13 protein-coding genes are annotated in these 14,805 nt (G+C 66.6%); 6 read left to right on the forward strand and 7 right to left on the reverse strand.

Going from position 1 to position 14,805, the window contains the following annotated elements; all coding sequences use genetic code 11:
• Positions 1-5: 5 nt before the first annotated feature.
• The 5 genes from AC1DSC_RS19325 to AC1DSC_RS19345 all read right to left on the reverse strand — a co-directional run bounded on the left by AC1DSC_RS19325 (position 6) and on the right by AC1DSC_RS19345 (position 4,545).
• Positions 6-326 carry a hypothetical protein gene (locus tag AC1DSC_RS19325; protein ID WP_062366209.1) on the reverse strand — a complete coding sequence of 107 codons (321 nt, stop codon included), beginning with the start codon at positions 324-326 and terminating at the stop codon, positions 6-8.
• A 159-nt stretch (positions 327-485) separates the two neighbouring features.
• Positions 486-1,223 carry an aldolase gene (locus AC1DSC_RS19330; protein WP_018905521.1) on the reverse strand — a complete coding sequence of 246 codons (738 nt, stop codon included), beginning with the start codon at positions 1,221-1,223 and terminating at the stop codon, positions 486-488.
• Positions 1,224-1,260: 37 nt separating this feature from the next.
• The gene (locus AC1DSC_RS19335; RefSeq protein WP_369663176.1) at positions 1,261-1,902 is read right to left on the reverse strand and encodes a 2-dehydro-3-deoxy-6-phosphogalactonate aldolase; all 642 of its coding nucleotides are present in this window, start codon (positions 1,900-1,902) and stop codon (positions 1,261-1,263) included.
• A complete protein-coding gene (locus tag AC1DSC_RS19340; protein ID WP_369663175.1) occupies positions 1,899-2,807 on the reverse strand; it encodes a 2-dehydro-3-deoxygalactonokinase in 909 nt (302 codons plus the stop codon). The genes AC1DSC_RS19335 and AC1DSC_RS19340 overlap by 4 nt, the downstream gene beginning before the upstream one ends.
• A 1-nt stretch (position 2,808) precedes the next feature.
• A complete protein-coding gene (locus AC1DSC_RS19345) occupies positions 2,809-4,545 on the reverse strand; it encodes an IlvD/Edd family dehydratase (RefSeq protein ID WP_015866467.1) in 1,737 nt (578 codons plus the stop codon).
• Positions 4,546-4,696: 151 nt separating this feature from the next.
• Between AC1DSC_RS19345 and AC1DSC_RS19350 the strand changes: the two genes are divergently transcribed.
• The 5 genes from AC1DSC_RS19350 to AC1DSC_RS19370 all read left to right on the forward strand — a co-directional run bounded on the left by AC1DSC_RS19350 (position 4,697) and on the right by AC1DSC_RS19370 (position 9,863).
• Positions 4,697-5,443 carry a FadR/GntR family transcriptional regulator gene (locus tag AC1DSC_RS19350; RefSeq protein ID WP_015866466.1) on the forward strand — a complete coding sequence of 249 codons (747 nt, stop codon included), beginning with the start codon at positions 4,697-4,699 and terminating at the stop codon, positions 5,441-5,443.
• A gap of 100 nt (positions 5,444-5,543) precedes the next feature.
• Positions 5,544-6,929, forward strand: a complete 1,386-nt coding sequence (locus tag AC1DSC_RS19355) for an ABC transporter substrate-binding protein (protein ID WP_018905525.1) — start codon at positions 5,544-5,546, stop codon at positions 6,927-6,929.
• A gap of 37 nt (positions 6,930-6,966) precedes the next feature.
• Positions 6,967-7,842: a carbohydrate ABC transporter permease gene (locus tag AC1DSC_RS19360; protein WP_018905526.1), complete on the forward strand. Its 876-nt coding sequence runs from the start codon at positions 6,967-6,969 to the stop codon at positions 7,840-7,842.
• Positions 7,843-7,924: 82 nt separating this feature from the next.
• Positions 7,925-8,776 (forward strand): carbohydrate ABC transporter permease, encoded by an 852-nt coding sequence (locus AC1DSC_RS19365; RefSeq protein WP_015866463.1) that lies wholly within the window; start codon positions 7,925-7,927, stop codon positions 8,774-8,776.
• Between the two features lie 19 nt (positions 8,777-8,795).
• Complete coding sequence (locus AC1DSC_RS19370; protein WP_369663174.1) at positions 8,796-9,863, forward strand: ABC transporter ATP-binding protein; 1,068 nt, start codon at positions 8,796-8,798, stop codon at positions 9,861-9,863.
• Between the two features lie 9 nt (positions 9,864-9,872).
• On the opposite strand, the gene AC1DSC_RS19375 is transcribed toward AC1DSC_RS19370, so the two are convergent.
• Both AC1DSC_RS19375 and AC1DSC_RS19380 read right to left on the reverse strand, forming a co-directional pair.
• Positions 9,873-10,913, reverse strand: a complete 1,041-nt coding sequence (locus AC1DSC_RS19375) for an endonuclease/exonuclease/phosphatase family protein (RefSeq protein WP_062366225.1) — start codon at positions 10,911-10,913, stop codon at positions 9,873-9,875.
• A gap of 128 nt (positions 10,914-11,041) precedes the next feature.
• Entirely contained in the window at positions 11,042-12,844 is a 1,803-nt protein-coding gene (locus tag AC1DSC_RS19380) for a DEAD/DEAH box helicase (protein WP_369663173.1), read from the reverse strand.
• Positions 12,845-13,143: 299 nt separating this feature from the next.
• Between AC1DSC_RS19380 and ettA the strand changes: the two genes are divergently transcribed.
• Positions 13,144-14,805 carry an energy-dependent translational throttle protein EttA gene (ettA, locus tag AC1DSC_RS19385; RefSeq protein WP_015866459.1) on the forward strand — a complete coding sequence of 554 codons (1,662 nt, stop codon included), beginning with the start codon at positions 13,144-13,146 and terminating at the stop codon, positions 14,803-14,805.

Below are 14,805 nucleotides of genomic sequence, written 5' to 3' on the forward strand. Positions count from 1 at the left end.
GCCGATCAGTAGCGGTACGGGTTCTCGGGCCGGCGGTCGTAGCGGTTGGGCACGCCGTCGCCGTCGTAGTCCCGGCGGCCGTAGCGGCGCTCTTCCCAGTGGCGATGCCGGTGCTCGTAGCGGTCGCGCCCGTGGTAGTAGCCCGGACCGTAGTAGTGCCGCGGAGGCGGCGGTGCGTAGTAGTGGCGCGGCGGGGGCGGCGGTGCGGGCACCACGTACACCTGGGCCTGGATGAAGCGGCCGCCGGTCTGGGCCTGTGCCGGTGCGCTGAGTGCAGCCAGCGAGAGCAGGGCCGCGGCGCCGATGGCGTAAGTGAGCTTTTTCATGGCAACTCCCATGGAGTGGTTGGAAGCCCTATCCTCGCGGCCCCATGTGAACGCTTTGTAAGGCTGGAGCGAAATCGGATGAAGAGCTGTAAGCCGCTTTGCGGCCGCCGGTGCCATCCTGCGCGAAGCTCCGGTGCTTCGCAGCCCGGTGGACGGACCTCAGCCGCGCGGCGCGGGCAGCAGCCGCCGCAGCGCCTCGAAGAACAGGTCCGACTGCTCGCGTTCGCCCTGGATCTGCGCCGCCACATGCGCGGCCATCTTGGCGTCCACCGGAACCAGCGGGCGCCCGGTCGATTGCGCAATCACCTGGTGCAGGCTCGCGCGTTCCAGGTAGTAGAGGTCGTCGTAGGCATGCGCGATGCAGGCGCCCGCCACGATCACGCCGTGGTTCGCAAGAAAGGCAATGTCCTTGCCCGCCATGGCGCGCGCGATGCGCTCGCCTTCGGCATCGTCGAGCGCCAGGCCGTTGTAGACCGCGTCGATGGCGATGCGGTTCATGTAGCGCATCGCGTTCTGGCTCAGCGTGGGATCGAGCGCGCGCTCGGCCGTGAGCGTGAGCGCGGTGGCGTAGGGCATGTGGCAATGCAGCACGACCGCGTGGCCCGTGATGCGGTGCACTGCGCCATGGATGAAGAGGGCCGTGGGCTCCACGCGGTGGCGCCCCGCGAGCACTTCGCCGTGCACGTCGATCAGCACGATGTCGTCGGCACCGATCTCGCTCCAGTGCAGGCCGCGCGGATTGATCAGGTAGCGGTCCTGCGCGCCCGGCAGCAGTACGCTGAAATGGTTGCAGACCCCTTCGGACAAGCCGTGGTGGGCAGCCGCGCGCAGCGCGAGCGCAAGGTCTTCGCGCAGCTTGCGCACGGCGGGGCTGGCGTAATCTGAATCGGCGGACATCGACGCTCCCTCGTGGACGTTGGAAAGAAGATTTTCTTCAGATGGCGGCCGCGCCTGTGAAGGCCGCGACGAATTTCTGCGCATCGGCGCGCACGGCCGAAGCCTGCTTGCCCGGCTTATAGAGCGCGGAGCCGATGCCGAAGCCGGCCGCGCCGGCCGCACGCCAATCGGCCATGTTGGCGGGCGTGATGCCGCCCACGGGCATCAGCGGCGTGCCCTGGGGCAGCACCGCGAGCAGGGCCTTCACCACCGCGGGCGATGCGAGCTCGGCCGGAAACAGCTTGAGCCCGGTCGCGCCCGCGGCCAGCGCGCCGAAGGCTTCGGTCGGCGTCAGCACGCCGGGCAGGCAGACCATGCCGAGCCGCACGGCCTCGGCGATCACCTCGGCATTGAAGTTGGGCGACACGACCAGCTCGCCGCCGGCCGCATGCACATAGCGCACCTGCTGCACGTCGAGCACCGTGCCGGCGCCCACCAGGGCCTGCGGAAAGCGCGTGCGCATCAGCGTGATGCTGGCGTAGGGCTTGGGCGAATTGAGCGGCACCTCGAGCAGCCGGAAGCCCGATTCGACGATGGCATCGCCGACGTCGGCGGCCTCGGTCGGCGTGAGCCCGCGCAGGATGGCGACCAGCGGCAGCGCGCGCATCGCGGTTTCGAATTTTTGTTGCGGTGTGGTCATGGCGGATTCCGGTCTGCGTCGAGAAAGCCGGACAGCGCATGCAGCCCGGCCCAGGTGGCTTCGGCGCCGAGCGTGCGCGTGGCGGTGCCGGTGGCGCGCAGCGCCAGGGCATAGCGTTGGGTGAGGGCGGAGGCGCCGATCAGCACGACCTCGCCGGCGGCCTGCAGCGACTGCGTGCGCAGTTCCTCGCCGATCAGCAGGCCCGAGAGATAGCTGGAGAGTTCCGGCGTGGCCATGCGCTCGAACAGCGCCAGCGTGCGCGTGCCGAAGGCGTTGTGCAGCAGGCCGTGGCCGTTCTCGGAGCGCGTCACGCCGTCGAGAAAGGCCGCTTCGTCGAGCGGCGCATCGGCATCGAGCGTGCGCGCAAGAATCGAATGCTGGCTCAGCAGCGCATAGAACTCGCCGGTCATGTAGGTGCGAAAGCCCGCGACGCGGCCCTTCCTGGCCGTGGCCCACTTGTTGTGCGTGCCCGGCAGCACGAAGACGCCTTCGTCGAGGCCGGCGATCGACATGGCGCCGAAGATCTGCACCTCTTCGCCGCGCATGACATCGGGAACGCCGTCATGCTCGTCGCGAAGGCCCGGCACGATGGCAATGCGCGAGCCCGGCCGCACGTCGATGTCGATGATGCTGCGGCCCACTTCGACGCGGCCGGCGGGGCAGGCGCAGTACGGCGCCTCGACCCAGCCCTGCTTGCTGCCGGCCATGCCCGAGATCAGGCAGCGCACGCCTTCGAGGCCCATCCAGTCGCCGAACAGCGCTTCAAAGACCGCGGGGAACCCGCCTTGCGGCACCTTGAGGATGCCGCGCGCATCGCTGCGCTCTTCGAGCACCTTGCCGTCGGCATCGAGCAGTGCGCCGCGCAGTGAACTCGTGCCCCAATCGATGGCGACCAGTCTTGTCATGTCAGTGATTGTCGCGCGGCACGAAGGCCCCGCGGCGACCACGCAGGAAGGCCAGGTCGGCGCCCTGGTCGGCTTGCAGCACCGTGTCGACGTACAGCTTCCAGTAGCCCGAATCGAGCGGCGCCTTGGGCGCGACCCACTTCTCGAGCCGCCTGGCGAGCTCTTCGTCGCTCACGTGCAGGTGCAGCTTGCGGTTGGGCACGTCCAGCTCGACGATGTCGCCGTCCTGCACCAGCGCGAGCGGTCCGCCCGCGGCCGCCTCGGGGGCCGTGTGCAGCACCACCGTGCCATAGGCCGTGCCGCTCATGCGCGCGTCGCTGATGCGGACCATGTCGGTGATGCCCTTGCGCAGCACTTTCGGCGGCAGCGGCATGTTGCCCGACTCGGCCATGCCCGGATAGCCGCGCGGGCCGCAGTTCTTCAGCACCATCACGCAGTGCTCGTCGATGTCGAGGTTCTCGTCGTCGATGCGCTTGTGCAGGTCGTCGGCGCTTTCGAACACCACCGCGCGGCCCTTGTGCACCAGCAGCTCGGGCGTGGCGGCACTGGGCTTGATGATGGCGCCGTTGGGCGCGAGATTGCCGCGCAGCACGCAGATGCCGGCCTTGTCCTTGAAGGGCTCGGCCAGCGGGCGGATCACCTGCGGGTTGTAGTTCTCGGCGTCCTTCACGTTGTCCCACAGTGTCTGGCCGTTGGCCGTGATCACATCCTTGTGCAGGTACTGCGCGATCTCCTTGATGACCACCGGCAGCCCGCCCGCATAGCAGAAGTCTTCCATCAGGAAGCGGCCCGAAGGCTGCAGGTCGACCAGGCAGGGGAGGTCCGAGGCCAGGCGGTCGAAGTCGTCCAGCGAAAGATCGACGCCGATGCGCCCCGCAATGGCCAGCAGGTGGATGACGAGGTTGGTGGAGCCGCCGATGGCCGCATTGACCTTGATGGCGTTCTCGATGGCCTGGCGCGTGAGGATCTTCGACATGTGGAGGTCTTCATGGACCATGTCGACGATGCGCCGCCCCGCCATGCGCGCGAGCACGTTGCGCCGGCCATCCACCGCCGGGTAGGCGGCGTTGCCGGGCAGGCCGATGCCCAGCGACTCGACCATGCTGGCCATGGTGCTGGCGGTGCCCATGGTCATGCAGTGGCCGTGGCTGCGGTGCATGCAGCTCTCGGCCTCGAAGAAGTCCTGCAGCTTGAGCGTGCCGGCGCGCACCTGCTCGCTCATCTGCCACACGCCGGTGCCCGAGCCCAGTTCCTGGCCGCGCCACTTGCCCGAAAGCATCGGGCCGCCGGAGACGCCGATGGTCGGCAGGTCGACGCTGGCCGCACCCATCATGAGCGCGGGCGTGGTCTTGTCGCAGCCCATGAGCAGCACCACGCCGTCCAGCGGATTGCCGCGGATGCTTTCTTCCACGTCCATGCTCGCGAGGTTGCGGTACAGCATGGCGGTGGGGCGCAAGAGCGTTTCGCCGAGCGACATCACCGGGAACTCGAGCGGAAAGCCGCCCGCTTCGTAGACGCCGATCTTCACCTGCTCGGCGAGCGTGCGGAAGTGCGAGTTGCAGGGCGTGAGCTCGCTGAAGGTGTTGCAGATGCCGATGACCGGGCGCCCGTCGAACTGGTCGTGCGGCACGCCCTTGCCCTTGACCCAGCTGCGGTAGATGAAGCCATCGCGGTCATGGCGGCCGAACCATTGCTGGCTGCGCAGGTCTTCGGGTTTTTTCTTGGGGGAAGTGCTCATCGGGTTGTCTCCGTTTGCGACCGCTTGCGGCCCCAAACCTCAGGGTTTGTCCTGCCGATCGATCATTTCAATCATCATATGATAAGTGCGAAGAGCTTGCCGGACCCTTAGTGTTTTCGAGTGTCGGCATATCAAATTTCACATCACGCACATGATCAAGAACATCCACGGTCGCACGCTCGAGCTGCTCGGCGAAGCTGTCGTGGCCGGCCGCTATGCGATCGGTGCGTCGATCCCGGCCGAACCCATTCTGGGCGAGGAGCTCGGCGTGAGCCGCACCGTGGTGCGCGAAGCCATCAAGTCGCTCGCGGCCAAGGGCCTGATCGTGACGGGCCCCAAGGTGGGCACGCGGGTGCTGCCGCAGGACAAGTGGAACTGGTTCGACCCTGACGTCATCACCTGGCAGTCGCGTGCCGGGCTCACGCCCGAGTTCCTGCGCGACCTGCAGGACCTGCGGCGCGTGGTCGAGCCGGCGGCCGTGCGGCTCGCGGCCGAGCGCGCCAGCCCGCAGGACATCGAGGAAATAGAGCGCGCCTACGCCGGCATGAAGGAAGCCGTGGAGAACGGCGGCGACTACGTCACCTTCGACCTGCGCTTTCATACCGGCCTCCTGAGCGCAGCGCGCAACCGCATGCTCGCGCAGATGAGCAAGGCGCTCAACGCACTGCTTCGCACCAGTTTCGAGATATCGACCAGCAAGCCCGACGGTCCCGCGCTTTCGCTGCCGCTGCATCGCGCGGTGCTCGACGCGGTGATTGCGCACGATCCGGCCAAGGCCGAGCAGGCGGTCATCCGCCTCATCGACGGCGCGCGGCAGGACATCGAAGACGTGCTCGGCTCGTCGCGCCGCCGGCTGCCGCGGCTCAGCCGCCCACCGCCGCGGCTCAAGGCCCACTAGCCGGGCAGCCCGGGTCCAGGCGCGAGCCGGTGCAGGTTGCCACAGATTTTTTCACCCACGCTCGTGTTCGAGCATTTCCACCGAAAAAGAAGGAGACACCATGAAAGTCGTCAAGTCGCTGATAGCGCCGACGTTGTTCGCGCTGGGGTTGTTGGCGTCGGCAGGTCCCGCCGCCGCGCAGGAAAAGCTCACCGTCTGGTGGGTCAAGGGCTTCTACAAGGCCGAGGACGATGCGTTGTTTGCGGCCATCAAGAAGTTCGAGGACAAGAACAAGGACGTGAAGATCGAGCTGTCGCAGTACCCGATCCAGGACATGATTCCCAAGACCGTGTCCGCGCTCGACTCCGGCAGCCCGCCCGACGTGGCGTATGCCGACGTGTACGACTTCCAGGTCACGGGCAAGTGGGCCTACGACGGCAAGCTCGAGGACATCGGCAGCGTGCTCGCGCCCATGAAGGACCGCTTCGCGCCCAACACGCTCGAGACCGCCTTCCTCTACAACGACCAGACCAAGAAGAAGGCCTACTACGCGTTCCCGATCAAGCAGCAGACGATGCATATCGAGTACTGGAACGACATGCTCAACGAGGCCGGGTTCAAGGAGTCCGACATCCCCACCGCCTGGAAGGACTACTGGTCGTTCTGGTGCGAGAAGGTGCAGTCCGGCAGCCGCAAGCAGACCGGCAAGCGCACCTTCGGCATCGGCATGCCGATGGGCGTGGATTCGAGCGACTCCTTCTATTCGTTCCTGACCTTCATGGACGCCTACAACGTCAAGCTGGTGGACGACAGCGGCAAGCTGCTGGTGGACGACCCCAAGGTGCGCGCCGGCCTGATCAGCGCCTTGACCGACTACACCACGCCCTACACGAAGGGCTGCACGCCGCCCTCGTCGACCAGCTGGAAGGACCCGGACAACAACGTCGCCTTCCACAACAAGACGACCGTGATGACGCACAACGCGACCATCTCCATTGCCGCCAAGTGGCTCGACGATTCGAACAACGCCTCGCTCACGCCCGAGCAGCGCGAGGAAGCGCGCAAGAACTACACCGAGCGCATCCACACGGCGGGCTTTCCGAACAAGCCTGACGGCAGCAAGATGGTCTACCGCTCCGCGGTGAAGACCGGCGTGGTGTTCAAGGACGCCAAGAACAAGGCGCGCGCCAAGGAGTTCGTTGCCTTCCTCATGCAGGAAGAGAACCTCACGCCGTACGTCGAGGGTTCGCTCGGCCGCTGGTTCCCGGTGACCAAGGCCGCGCAGGCGAGCCCGTTCTGGAAGGCCGACCGCCATCGCCTGTCGGTGTTCAACCAGTACGCCGCCGGCACCGTGACCTTCGAGTTCACCAAGAACTACAAGTTCACCGTGCTCAACAACGAGAACGTCTGGGCCAAGGCCATGAGCCGCGTCGTCACCGACAAGGTGCCGGTGGACAAGGCGGTCGACGAGCTGATCGCGCGCATCAAGACGGTCGCGGCGCAGTAAGCCGCATCCCCAAAACACCTTCACCGGGCCGACTCGCATGAGCTCCACTGCCACCGCCGCGCCATCCCTGGCGCCTGTTGTCAATCTCGGGGCGCGGCACGCGCGCTGGCAGTTCTGGGGCGCGGTCATGGTCGTGCCCTACCTGCTGGTGTTCGTGGTGTTCGTGCTCTATCCGGTGGGGTACGGGCTGTGGCTCGCGCGCCATCCGCAAAGTTACGTCAAGCTGGTCGAAGACCCGATCTTCTTCCGCTCGGTGATCAACACGGCCATCTTCCTGGTCGTGGCGATCAACATCAAGATGCTCGTGGCCCTGGTGCTTTCGGGCTTCTTCGTGACATCGCGCTGGTGGATCAAGATCGTCTCGGCGGTCTTCATCCTGCCATGGGCGATGCCCTCCATTCCCACCATCCTGTCGGTCCGCTTCATGCTCAACCCCGAGTGGGGCGTGATCAACAGCACCATCTTCCGCCTCACCGGCGCGGATGGTCCCAACTGGCTCAACGATCCTTCGCTGGCACTGGCCCTGGCGATGGTGGTGCACGTATGGAAGTCGCTGCCGTTCTGGACGCTGATCCTGGTGGCAGGGCGGCTGGCCATTCCTGCCGAACAGTATGAAGCCGCTTCGGTCGACGGCGCCTCGACGTGGCAGAAGTTCCGCTTCGTGAGCTGGCCCGCGCTGAAGACGCTCTACGTCACGTCCCTCATTCTTTCGATGATCTGGACGCTGGGCGACTTCAACAGCGTCTACCTGCTGACCGGCGGCGGACCTGCCGACCTGACGCACGTGCTCGCAACCTTGGGCATCCGCTATCTGCGGCTGGACCAGGTCGACCTGTCGATGGCATCGATCGTGGTGGCGCTGCCGCTCGTCCTGCCACTCGTCTACTTCATGATGAAAAGGCTCTCGAAATGAGCCCCCACGCTCACCACTTCGTGTGTTCGCTGCCCCCCGGGGGGGCGCTCGCCCTCCTAGAGGCGGCTCGTCGGAGGACGATATGAAACGCTGGACCCCCAAGGCCATAGCGACCGAGGCCAAGCTGCTGCTGATCGGCATTCCGGTGCTGCTCTGGACGCTGATTCCGGTCTACCACATGGTGCTGTTCGCGATCTCCTCCAAGGACTCCGCGACCTCGGGCCACCTGTGGCCCAAGAACCCGACGCTGGACAACTTCCGCATCGTGTTCCAGCAGAAGCACTTCTACCTGGACCACTTCTGGCTGCAGCTGGGGAACTCGCTGCTGATCGCACTGTCGGTCGGGGCGCTCACGCTGTTCGTCGCAACCACGGCCGCGTTCGCGATCAGCCGGCTGCGCGTGCGCGGCGGGCGCACGGTGATGAACCTGGCGCTCTTCACCTACTTCATTCCCGCGGCCTTTCTTGCCGTGCCCATGTACAAGACCATGGGCAACTACGGCCTGCTCAACAGCCAGTGGGCGCTGATCCTTGCCATGGTGACCATCGCCTCGCCGTACTGCATCTGGGTGCTCAAGCAGGCCTCCGACAAGCTGCCCTACGAGCTCGACGAGGCCGCGCGCATGGACGGCGCCTCGCCGCTGCAGCTGTTCCGCCTGGTGTACCTGCCGCTGATGGTGCCGTCGCTGGTGGCGGTGGGCACCTATTCGCTGCTGCTGGCATGGAACGAATACCTCTACGCCTTCCTGCTGCTGTCGAACGACAGGAGCGTGACCTTGGCGGTGGCGCTCGGCAACTTCCTTTCGGCCGACGATTCGCCGTGGGAGCTGCTGATGGCCACCGGCCTCATCTATGCATTGCCGCCCGCGGCGATCTACTACGCCTTCAAGCGCTACATGGTGGGCGGCCTCACTGCAGGCGCCGTCAAGAGCTGAGCGAACCCTGGGAATAAAAATGGCATCCGTATCCTTTCGCAATATCCAGAAATCCTTCGGCAAGGTCCAGATCATCCAGGGCCTGAGCTTCGACATCACCGACGGCGAGTTCGTGGTGCTGGTCGGGCCCTCGGGCTGCGGCAAGTCGACCTTGCTGCGCATGCTCGCGGGCCTGGAGGACATCAGCGGCGGCGAGATCATGATCGACAGCCGCGTGGTCAACGACCTCGAGTCCAAGGACCGCGACATCGCCATGGTGTTCCAGAGCTACGCGCTCTATCCGCACATGACGGTCGGCGAGAACATGGGCTTCAGCCTGAGGCTGCGCAATGCCGAGAGGTCGGTGACCGACGAGCGCGTGGCGCGCGCCGCGAAGATCCTCAACCTCGATGCACTGCTCGGGCGCTATCCGCGCGAGCTGTCGGGCGGCCAGCGCCAGCGCGTGGCCATGGGGCGCGCCATCGTGCGCGACCCCAAGGTGTTCCTGTTCGACGAGCCGCTCTCCAACCTCGACGCCAAGCTGCGCGTGGCCATGCGTGCCGAGATCAAGGCGCTGCACCAGCGCCTGAAGACCACCACCGTCTACGTGACGCACGACCAGATCGAAGCCATGACCATGGCCGACCGCATCGTGGTGATGCACGACGGCATCGTCGAGCAGATCGGCACGCCGCTCGACCTGTACGACCGCCCCGACAACCTGTTCGTCGCGCAGTTCATCGGCTCGCCGTCGATGAACGTGATCGAGGGCACGGTGCGGCGCTCGGGCGGCGAATGCCATGTCGAGGCACATGGCGCACGCTGGCCCGTGCCGCCGGGCACCTCGGCGCCCGATGGCCAGCCGGTGCACTACGGCATCCGCCCCGGCGACATCACGCTGGGCGGCGGCAGCGGCGTCGATGCGCAGGTGATCGTGGTCGAGCCCACGGGCGCCGAAACCGAACTGCTGGTACAGGTCGGCGAAGCCAAGCTGGTGCTCGCGGTGCATGGCCGCGTCGACGCGCAGCCCGACCAGACCGTGGGCCTGGCGATCGATGCCAACCGCGTGCACCTGTTCGACCGCCAGAGCGGCCGGCGCATGCCCTGAGCTTTCGGCTCAGTCGGTGCGCAGCCGCAGCAGCGCGCGCACGAAGCCGTGGTCCGAGCGCGAGCGGTCCCGGCCTTCGTGCAGGTGGTCGTTGAAGTAGTCGACCCGGCGCACGTCGCCCAGGCTGCGCCGGCTCGTCGCAACGAACTCCTCGCTCACGAAGATCTGGTCGAGCACGGCCGGAAAGCCCTGGTGGATGTGCGAATAGGCCACGTCCTTCTTGAGTGCCGATTCGCCCTGCATCTCGTAGGCGTTGAACAGCGCCACGTCGCGCGCGGCCTTGTCGTAGGCCACCTCGGAGGTGGCGGCCACCAGCTGCGTGGTGACGCTGTGCGGGTCGTCGTTGAAGTCGCCCATTACCACCAGCGGCGTGTTGGTGCCCTGCAGCAGGTCGATCACGATGCAGCGCAGAGCCGCCGCCTCGACGCCGCGCATGACCAGCGAGCGCAGCGAAGCCATCACGCCGACCTTGCGGTCCTCCCGGTCTTCCAGGGCATGGCCCTGCGCGTCCTGCAGGAACTTCGGCCGCTTGGACTTGAGGTGCACCGTGAGCACGTGCACCTGCTGCCCGTGCTTCATGCGCAGCGTGGCCAGAAGGGGCGGGCGCTCGAAGCGCGTGTGCGGGCCCAGGCCCGGCACCTCGACCCCGAAGCCGGGCGGAAAGTCGACGAAGGACCGGACCTCGTCCACCTGCAGCCGCGTGGCAATGCCGACCCGAGGCGTGCCCTGCGCGCCCGGCCGTGCAGGCGTGCCCGGCGGGCTCGCGGGCGGCGGCGTGTTCTCCGCGCCGGGGACCGAGACGAAGTCGTAGCGCAGGCCGCTGCGCGCAATGGCGGCCTTCAGCGCGCTCTCGTCCCAGACCTCCTGCACCGCGAGCACATCGGCATTGAGCGCGTGGAAGCGCTCGCCGGTCCAGGCGATCTTGCGTTCGTATTCGCGCTCGTCGTAGGCGTCCTGGTTCTCGTAGTACACCCGGTGCGGGTTCGCGAGATTCAGCAGGTTGCAGGTGGCGACGAAGAGCGTGGCGTAGTTGGGCGGGATGTCTTGCATGGCACGCGATTGTGTCCGCTGCGGCCGGCGCGCGGGAGAGGCCATACCGGCGGCGCAAAAGACAAAGGGCACCGAAGTGCCCTTTGTCCTTGTTACGGGGTAGATGTTGCTTCTACGCGCTGCGCCGATCAGCGCCCGAACGAGCGTCCGCCGCCGCTGCCGGAGCGGTTGCCACCGCCACCGCCGCCGTAGCCGCCGCCACCCGAACGGCCACCGCCGCCCGAACGGTTGCCGCCGTAGCCGCCACCGCCGCCGCCTGGACGGCCGCGACCGCGGCCGCCACCCATGTGGTCGACGCTGGTGCGCAGCGGATCCGGCTGGCCGTCGCCGCCGGCGACCGCTTCGGCGCGCAGGTGCGCGACCTGGTTGGCCTGGGTCGGGCTGTGGCTGTTGCCGTGATGGCGCGGTTGGCGCTCGTCATGCGGCAGATGGTTCTGCGGCGCATGGTGCGGCGCGCGTGCCGGGCCTTGCGGTCCGCGGCCTTGTGCCGGGCGGGCGCCCTGGCCGCGCGGGCCCTGGCCTTGCCCCTGGCCGCCGCCATTGGCATTGCGGCCCTGGCCGCCGCCGCCCTGGCCGCCACCGCGGCGTTGCCCGCCGCCGTTGCCGCCACCACCACCGCCGGCGCGCTCGCCGCCGCCCTGGCCGGCCTTGTTCTCGCGGATGCGCTGCAGCATCTCGGTGCGGGCAGCCTTGGCGGCCGCCTGCATCACGTCGCGGCTCGGCGGACGGCCGGCGCCGCCCCAGATCGTCTGGCGACCCATGGCGATCGGTTCGGCGCGTTCGCCTTCCTCGGGGCCGAAGCCTTCGACGAACTGCACCGGAATCGTCTGCTTGGTGAAGCGTTCGATTTCCTGCATGAAGCCTTCTTCGTCCATGCAGACGAAGCTCACGGCCTCGCCGCTCGAACCGGCGCGGCCGGTGCGGCCGATGCGGTGCACGTAGTCTTCGCTGACGTTCGGGATCTCGTAGTTCACGACGTGCGGCAGCTCGTCGATGTCGATGCCGCGGGCCGCAATGTCGGTGGCCACCAGCGCGCGGATGTCGCCGCTCTTGAAGCCGGCCAGCGCCTGGGTGCGGGCGCTCTGGCTCTTGTTGCCGTGCAGCGCCATCGCCTCGATGCCGTTCTTGGTGAGGAATTCGGCCACGCTGTTGGCGCCGAACTTGGTGCGCGTGAACACGAGCACCTGGCTCCACTTGTTCTCGTTGATGATGTGCGCGAGCAGCGCCTTCTTCTTGCCGCGGCCCACCGGGTGGATCACCTGCGTGATGCGCTGCACGGTGGTGTTGCGCGGCGTCACCTGGATGCTCTGCGGGTTCTTGAGCAGCGTGGCGGCCAGGTCGCGGATCTCGTCGCTGAAGGTGGCCGAGAACAGCAGGCTCTGCTTTTCCTTGGGCACCAGGGCCAGGATCTTCTTCACGTCATGGATGAAGCCCATGTCGAGCATGCGGTCGGCTTCGTCGAGGATCAGCATCTGGACCTGGCTCAGGTCGAGCATGCCCTGCTGCTGCAGGTCGAGCAGGCGGCCGGGGGTGGCCACGAGGATGTCGACGCCCTTCTTGAGCTTGCTGATCTGCGGGTTCATGCCCACGCCGCCGAAGATCACGGTGGAGTCGAGCTCCAGGTACTTGCCGTAGGTGCGCACCGACTCCTCGACCTGGGCCGCGAGTTCGCGCGTGGGCGTGAGCACCAGCGCACGGATGCCGATGCCGCCGAACTTGTTGGTGGCGCTCGCGCCCGTGCTGAGCTTGTGCAGCATGGGCAGCGTGAAGGCAGCGGTCTTGCCGGTGCCGGTCTGGGCGCCGCCCAGCAGGTCGTGGCCTTCGAGGACCGCGGGAATGGCTTGCGCCTGGATGGGGGTGGGGGTGTCGTAACCGTGCTCGTGCACAGCCTTCAAGATGGCGGGAGCCAGCTTCAGTTCGTCAAAATTCATTGGAAACAATAAGCGCCATACACGGCGCAGTGGCATCGGCCCGCTTGGCGTCTTGTGTGACGCCGAGCCAGTCAAGGCTGATGAAGGTCAGGGGTGGGAGCCGGAAAGTCCGCCCTCGCAAGAGGGTTGAAAGGCGCTTTCTTCGTCCCCGGCAGAGAGCCGGTGTTGCGGGCAACTGGACCCGGCAACGGTGTGTATTGTCGCATGAGTCGATAATCCATGGTTTGCCGCGTCCGAAAGCTTCTTCGGGCGCCCGCACTTTTTCCCCAATTTCCGCTACCCAAGGTAACTATCCACAGATGGCTCAATACGTCTATTCGATGAACCGCGTCAGCAAGACCGTGCCGCCCAAGCGGCAGCTCTTGAAAGACATTTCGCTCTCTTTCTTCCCCGGCGCCAAGATCGGCGTGCTCGGCCTGAACGGTTCGGGCAAGTCCACGCTGCTCAAGATCATGGCGGGTGTGGACAAGGAGTTCGAGGGCGAGGCGCTGCCCATGCCGGGCATGACGATCGGCTACCTGGAGCAGGAACCCAAGCTCGATCCCGAGCACACGGTGCGCGAATCGGTCGAAGAGTCCATGGGCGCGGTGTTTGCGGCCAAGGCGCGCCTCGAAGAGGTGTACATCGCCTATGGCGCCGAAGACGCCGACTTCGACGCGCTGGCGGCCGAGCAGGCCCAGCTCGAAGCCATCATCGCCACCGCCGGCACCGATTCCGAGCACCAGCTGGAGATCGCCGCCGATGCCCTGCGCTTGCCGCCATGGGACGCGAAGATCGGCCTGCTGTCAGGCGGCGAGAAGCGGCGCGTGGCGCTGTGCCGCCTGCTGCTGTCCAAGCCCGACATGCTGCTGCTCGACGAACCCACCAACCACCTGGACGCCGAATCGGTGGAGTGGCTCGAAGTGTTCCTGCAGCGCTTCACGGGCACCGTGGTGGCCATCACCCACGATCGCTACTTCCTGGACAACGCGGCCGAGTGGATCCTGGAAATGGACCGCGGCCGCGGCATTCCCTGGAAGGGCAACTACAGCACCTGGCTCGAGCAGAAGGGCGAACGCCTGGCGCAGGAGCAAAAGAGCGAAGAAGCCCACGCCAAGGCGCTGAAGAAGGAACTGGAGTGGTCGCGCCAGAACCCGAAGGCACGCCAGGCCAAGAGCAAGTCGCGCCTCGCCCGCTTCGAAGAGCTGAGCGACATGGAATACCAGAAGCGCAACGAGACGCAGGAAATCTTCATTCCTGTGGCGGAGCGGCTGGGCCAGCAGGTGTTCGAGTTCCACAACGTCAGCAAGTCCTTCGGCGACCGCATGCTGATCGACAACCTGAGCTTCACCGTGCCGCCGGGCGCGATCGTCGGCATCATCGGCCCGAACGGCGCCGGCAAGTCGACGCTCTTCAAGCTGCTCGCGGGCAAGGAAAAGCCGGATTCGGGCGAGGTCGTCATCGGCCAGACCGTGAAGATGGCCTTTGTCGACCAGCACCGCGACGAACTCGCCAACAACAAGACCGTGTGGGAAGACATCTCGAACGGGCTGGACATCATCAACGTCGGCAAGTTCCAGATGGCGAGCCGCGCCTATGCGGGCCGCTTCAACTTCAACGGCGCCGACCAGCAGAAGAAGGTCGGCACGCTGTCGGGCGGCGAGCGCGGCCGGCTGCACCTGGCCAAGACACTGATCGCGGGCGGCAACGTGCTGCTGCTGGACGAACCGTCGAACGACCTGGACGTGGAAACGCTGCGCGCGCTCGAAGACGCGCTGCTCGAGTTTGCCGGCACCGTGATGGTCATCAGCCACGACCGCTGGTTCCTCGACCGCATCGCCACCCACATCCTCGCGGCCGAAGGCGACAGCCAGTGGACCTTCTTCGACGGCAACTACCAGGAGTACGAAGCCGACAAGAAGAAGCGCCTGGGCGAAGAAGGTGCCAAGCCCAAGCGCATGCGCTACAAGGCACTCAAGTAA

This window comes from Variovorax sp. 01N425, from assembly GCF_056399465.1.

Excerpts from the sequence above, each read along its gene's own strand:
- AC1DSC_RS19325 (WP_062366209.1), bottom strand. The coding sequence starts at position 326 with ATGAAAAAGCTCACTTACGCCATCGGCGCCGCGGCCCTGCTCTCGCTG.
- AC1DSC_RS19330 (WP_018905521.1), bottom strand. The coding sequence starts at position 1,223 with ATGTCCGCCGATTCAGATTACGCCAGCCCCGCCGTGCGCAAGCTGCGC.
- AC1DSC_RS19335 (WP_369663176.1), bottom strand. The coding sequence starts at position 1,902 with ATGACCACACCGCAACAAAAATTCGAAACCGCGATGCGCGCGCTGCCG.
- AC1DSC_RS19340 (WP_369663175.1), bottom strand. The coding sequence starts at position 2,807 with ATGACAAGACTGGTCGCCATCGATTGGGGCACGAGTTCACTGCGCGGC.
- AC1DSC_RS19345 (WP_015866467.1), bottom strand. The coding sequence starts at position 4,545 with ATGAGCACTTCCCCCAAGAAAAAACCCGAAGACCTGCGCAGCCAGCAA.
- AC1DSC_RS19350 (WP_015866466.1), top strand. The coding sequence starts at position 4,697 with ATGATCAAGAACATCCACGGTCGCACGCTCGAGCTGCTCGGCGAAGCT.
- AC1DSC_RS19355 (WP_018905525.1), top strand. The coding sequence starts at position 5,544 with ATGAAAGTCGTCAAGTCGCTGATAGCGCCGACGTTGTTCGCGCTGGGG.
- AC1DSC_RS19360 (WP_018905526.1), top strand. The coding sequence starts at position 6,967 with ATGAGCTCCACTGCCACCGCCGCGCCATCCCTGGCGCCTGTTGTCAAT.
- AC1DSC_RS19365 (WP_015866463.1), top strand. The coding sequence starts at position 7,925 with ATGAAACGCTGGACCCCCAAGGCCATAGCGACCGAGGCCAAGCTGCTG.
- AC1DSC_RS19370 (WP_369663174.1), top strand. The coding sequence starts at position 8,796 with ATGGCATCCGTATCCTTTCGCAATATCCAGAAATCCTTCGGCAAGGTC.
- AC1DSC_RS19375 (WP_062366225.1), bottom strand. The coding sequence starts at position 10,913 with ATGCAAGACATCCCGCCCAACTACGCCACGCTCTTCGTCGCCACCTGC.
- AC1DSC_RS19380 (WP_369663173.1), bottom strand. The coding sequence starts at position 12,844 with ATGAATTTTGACGAACTGAAGCTGGCTCCCGCCATCTTGAAGGCTGTG.
- ettA (WP_015866459.1), top strand. The coding sequence starts at position 13,144 with ATGGCTCAATACGTCTATTCGATGAACCGCGTCAGCAAGACCGTGCCG.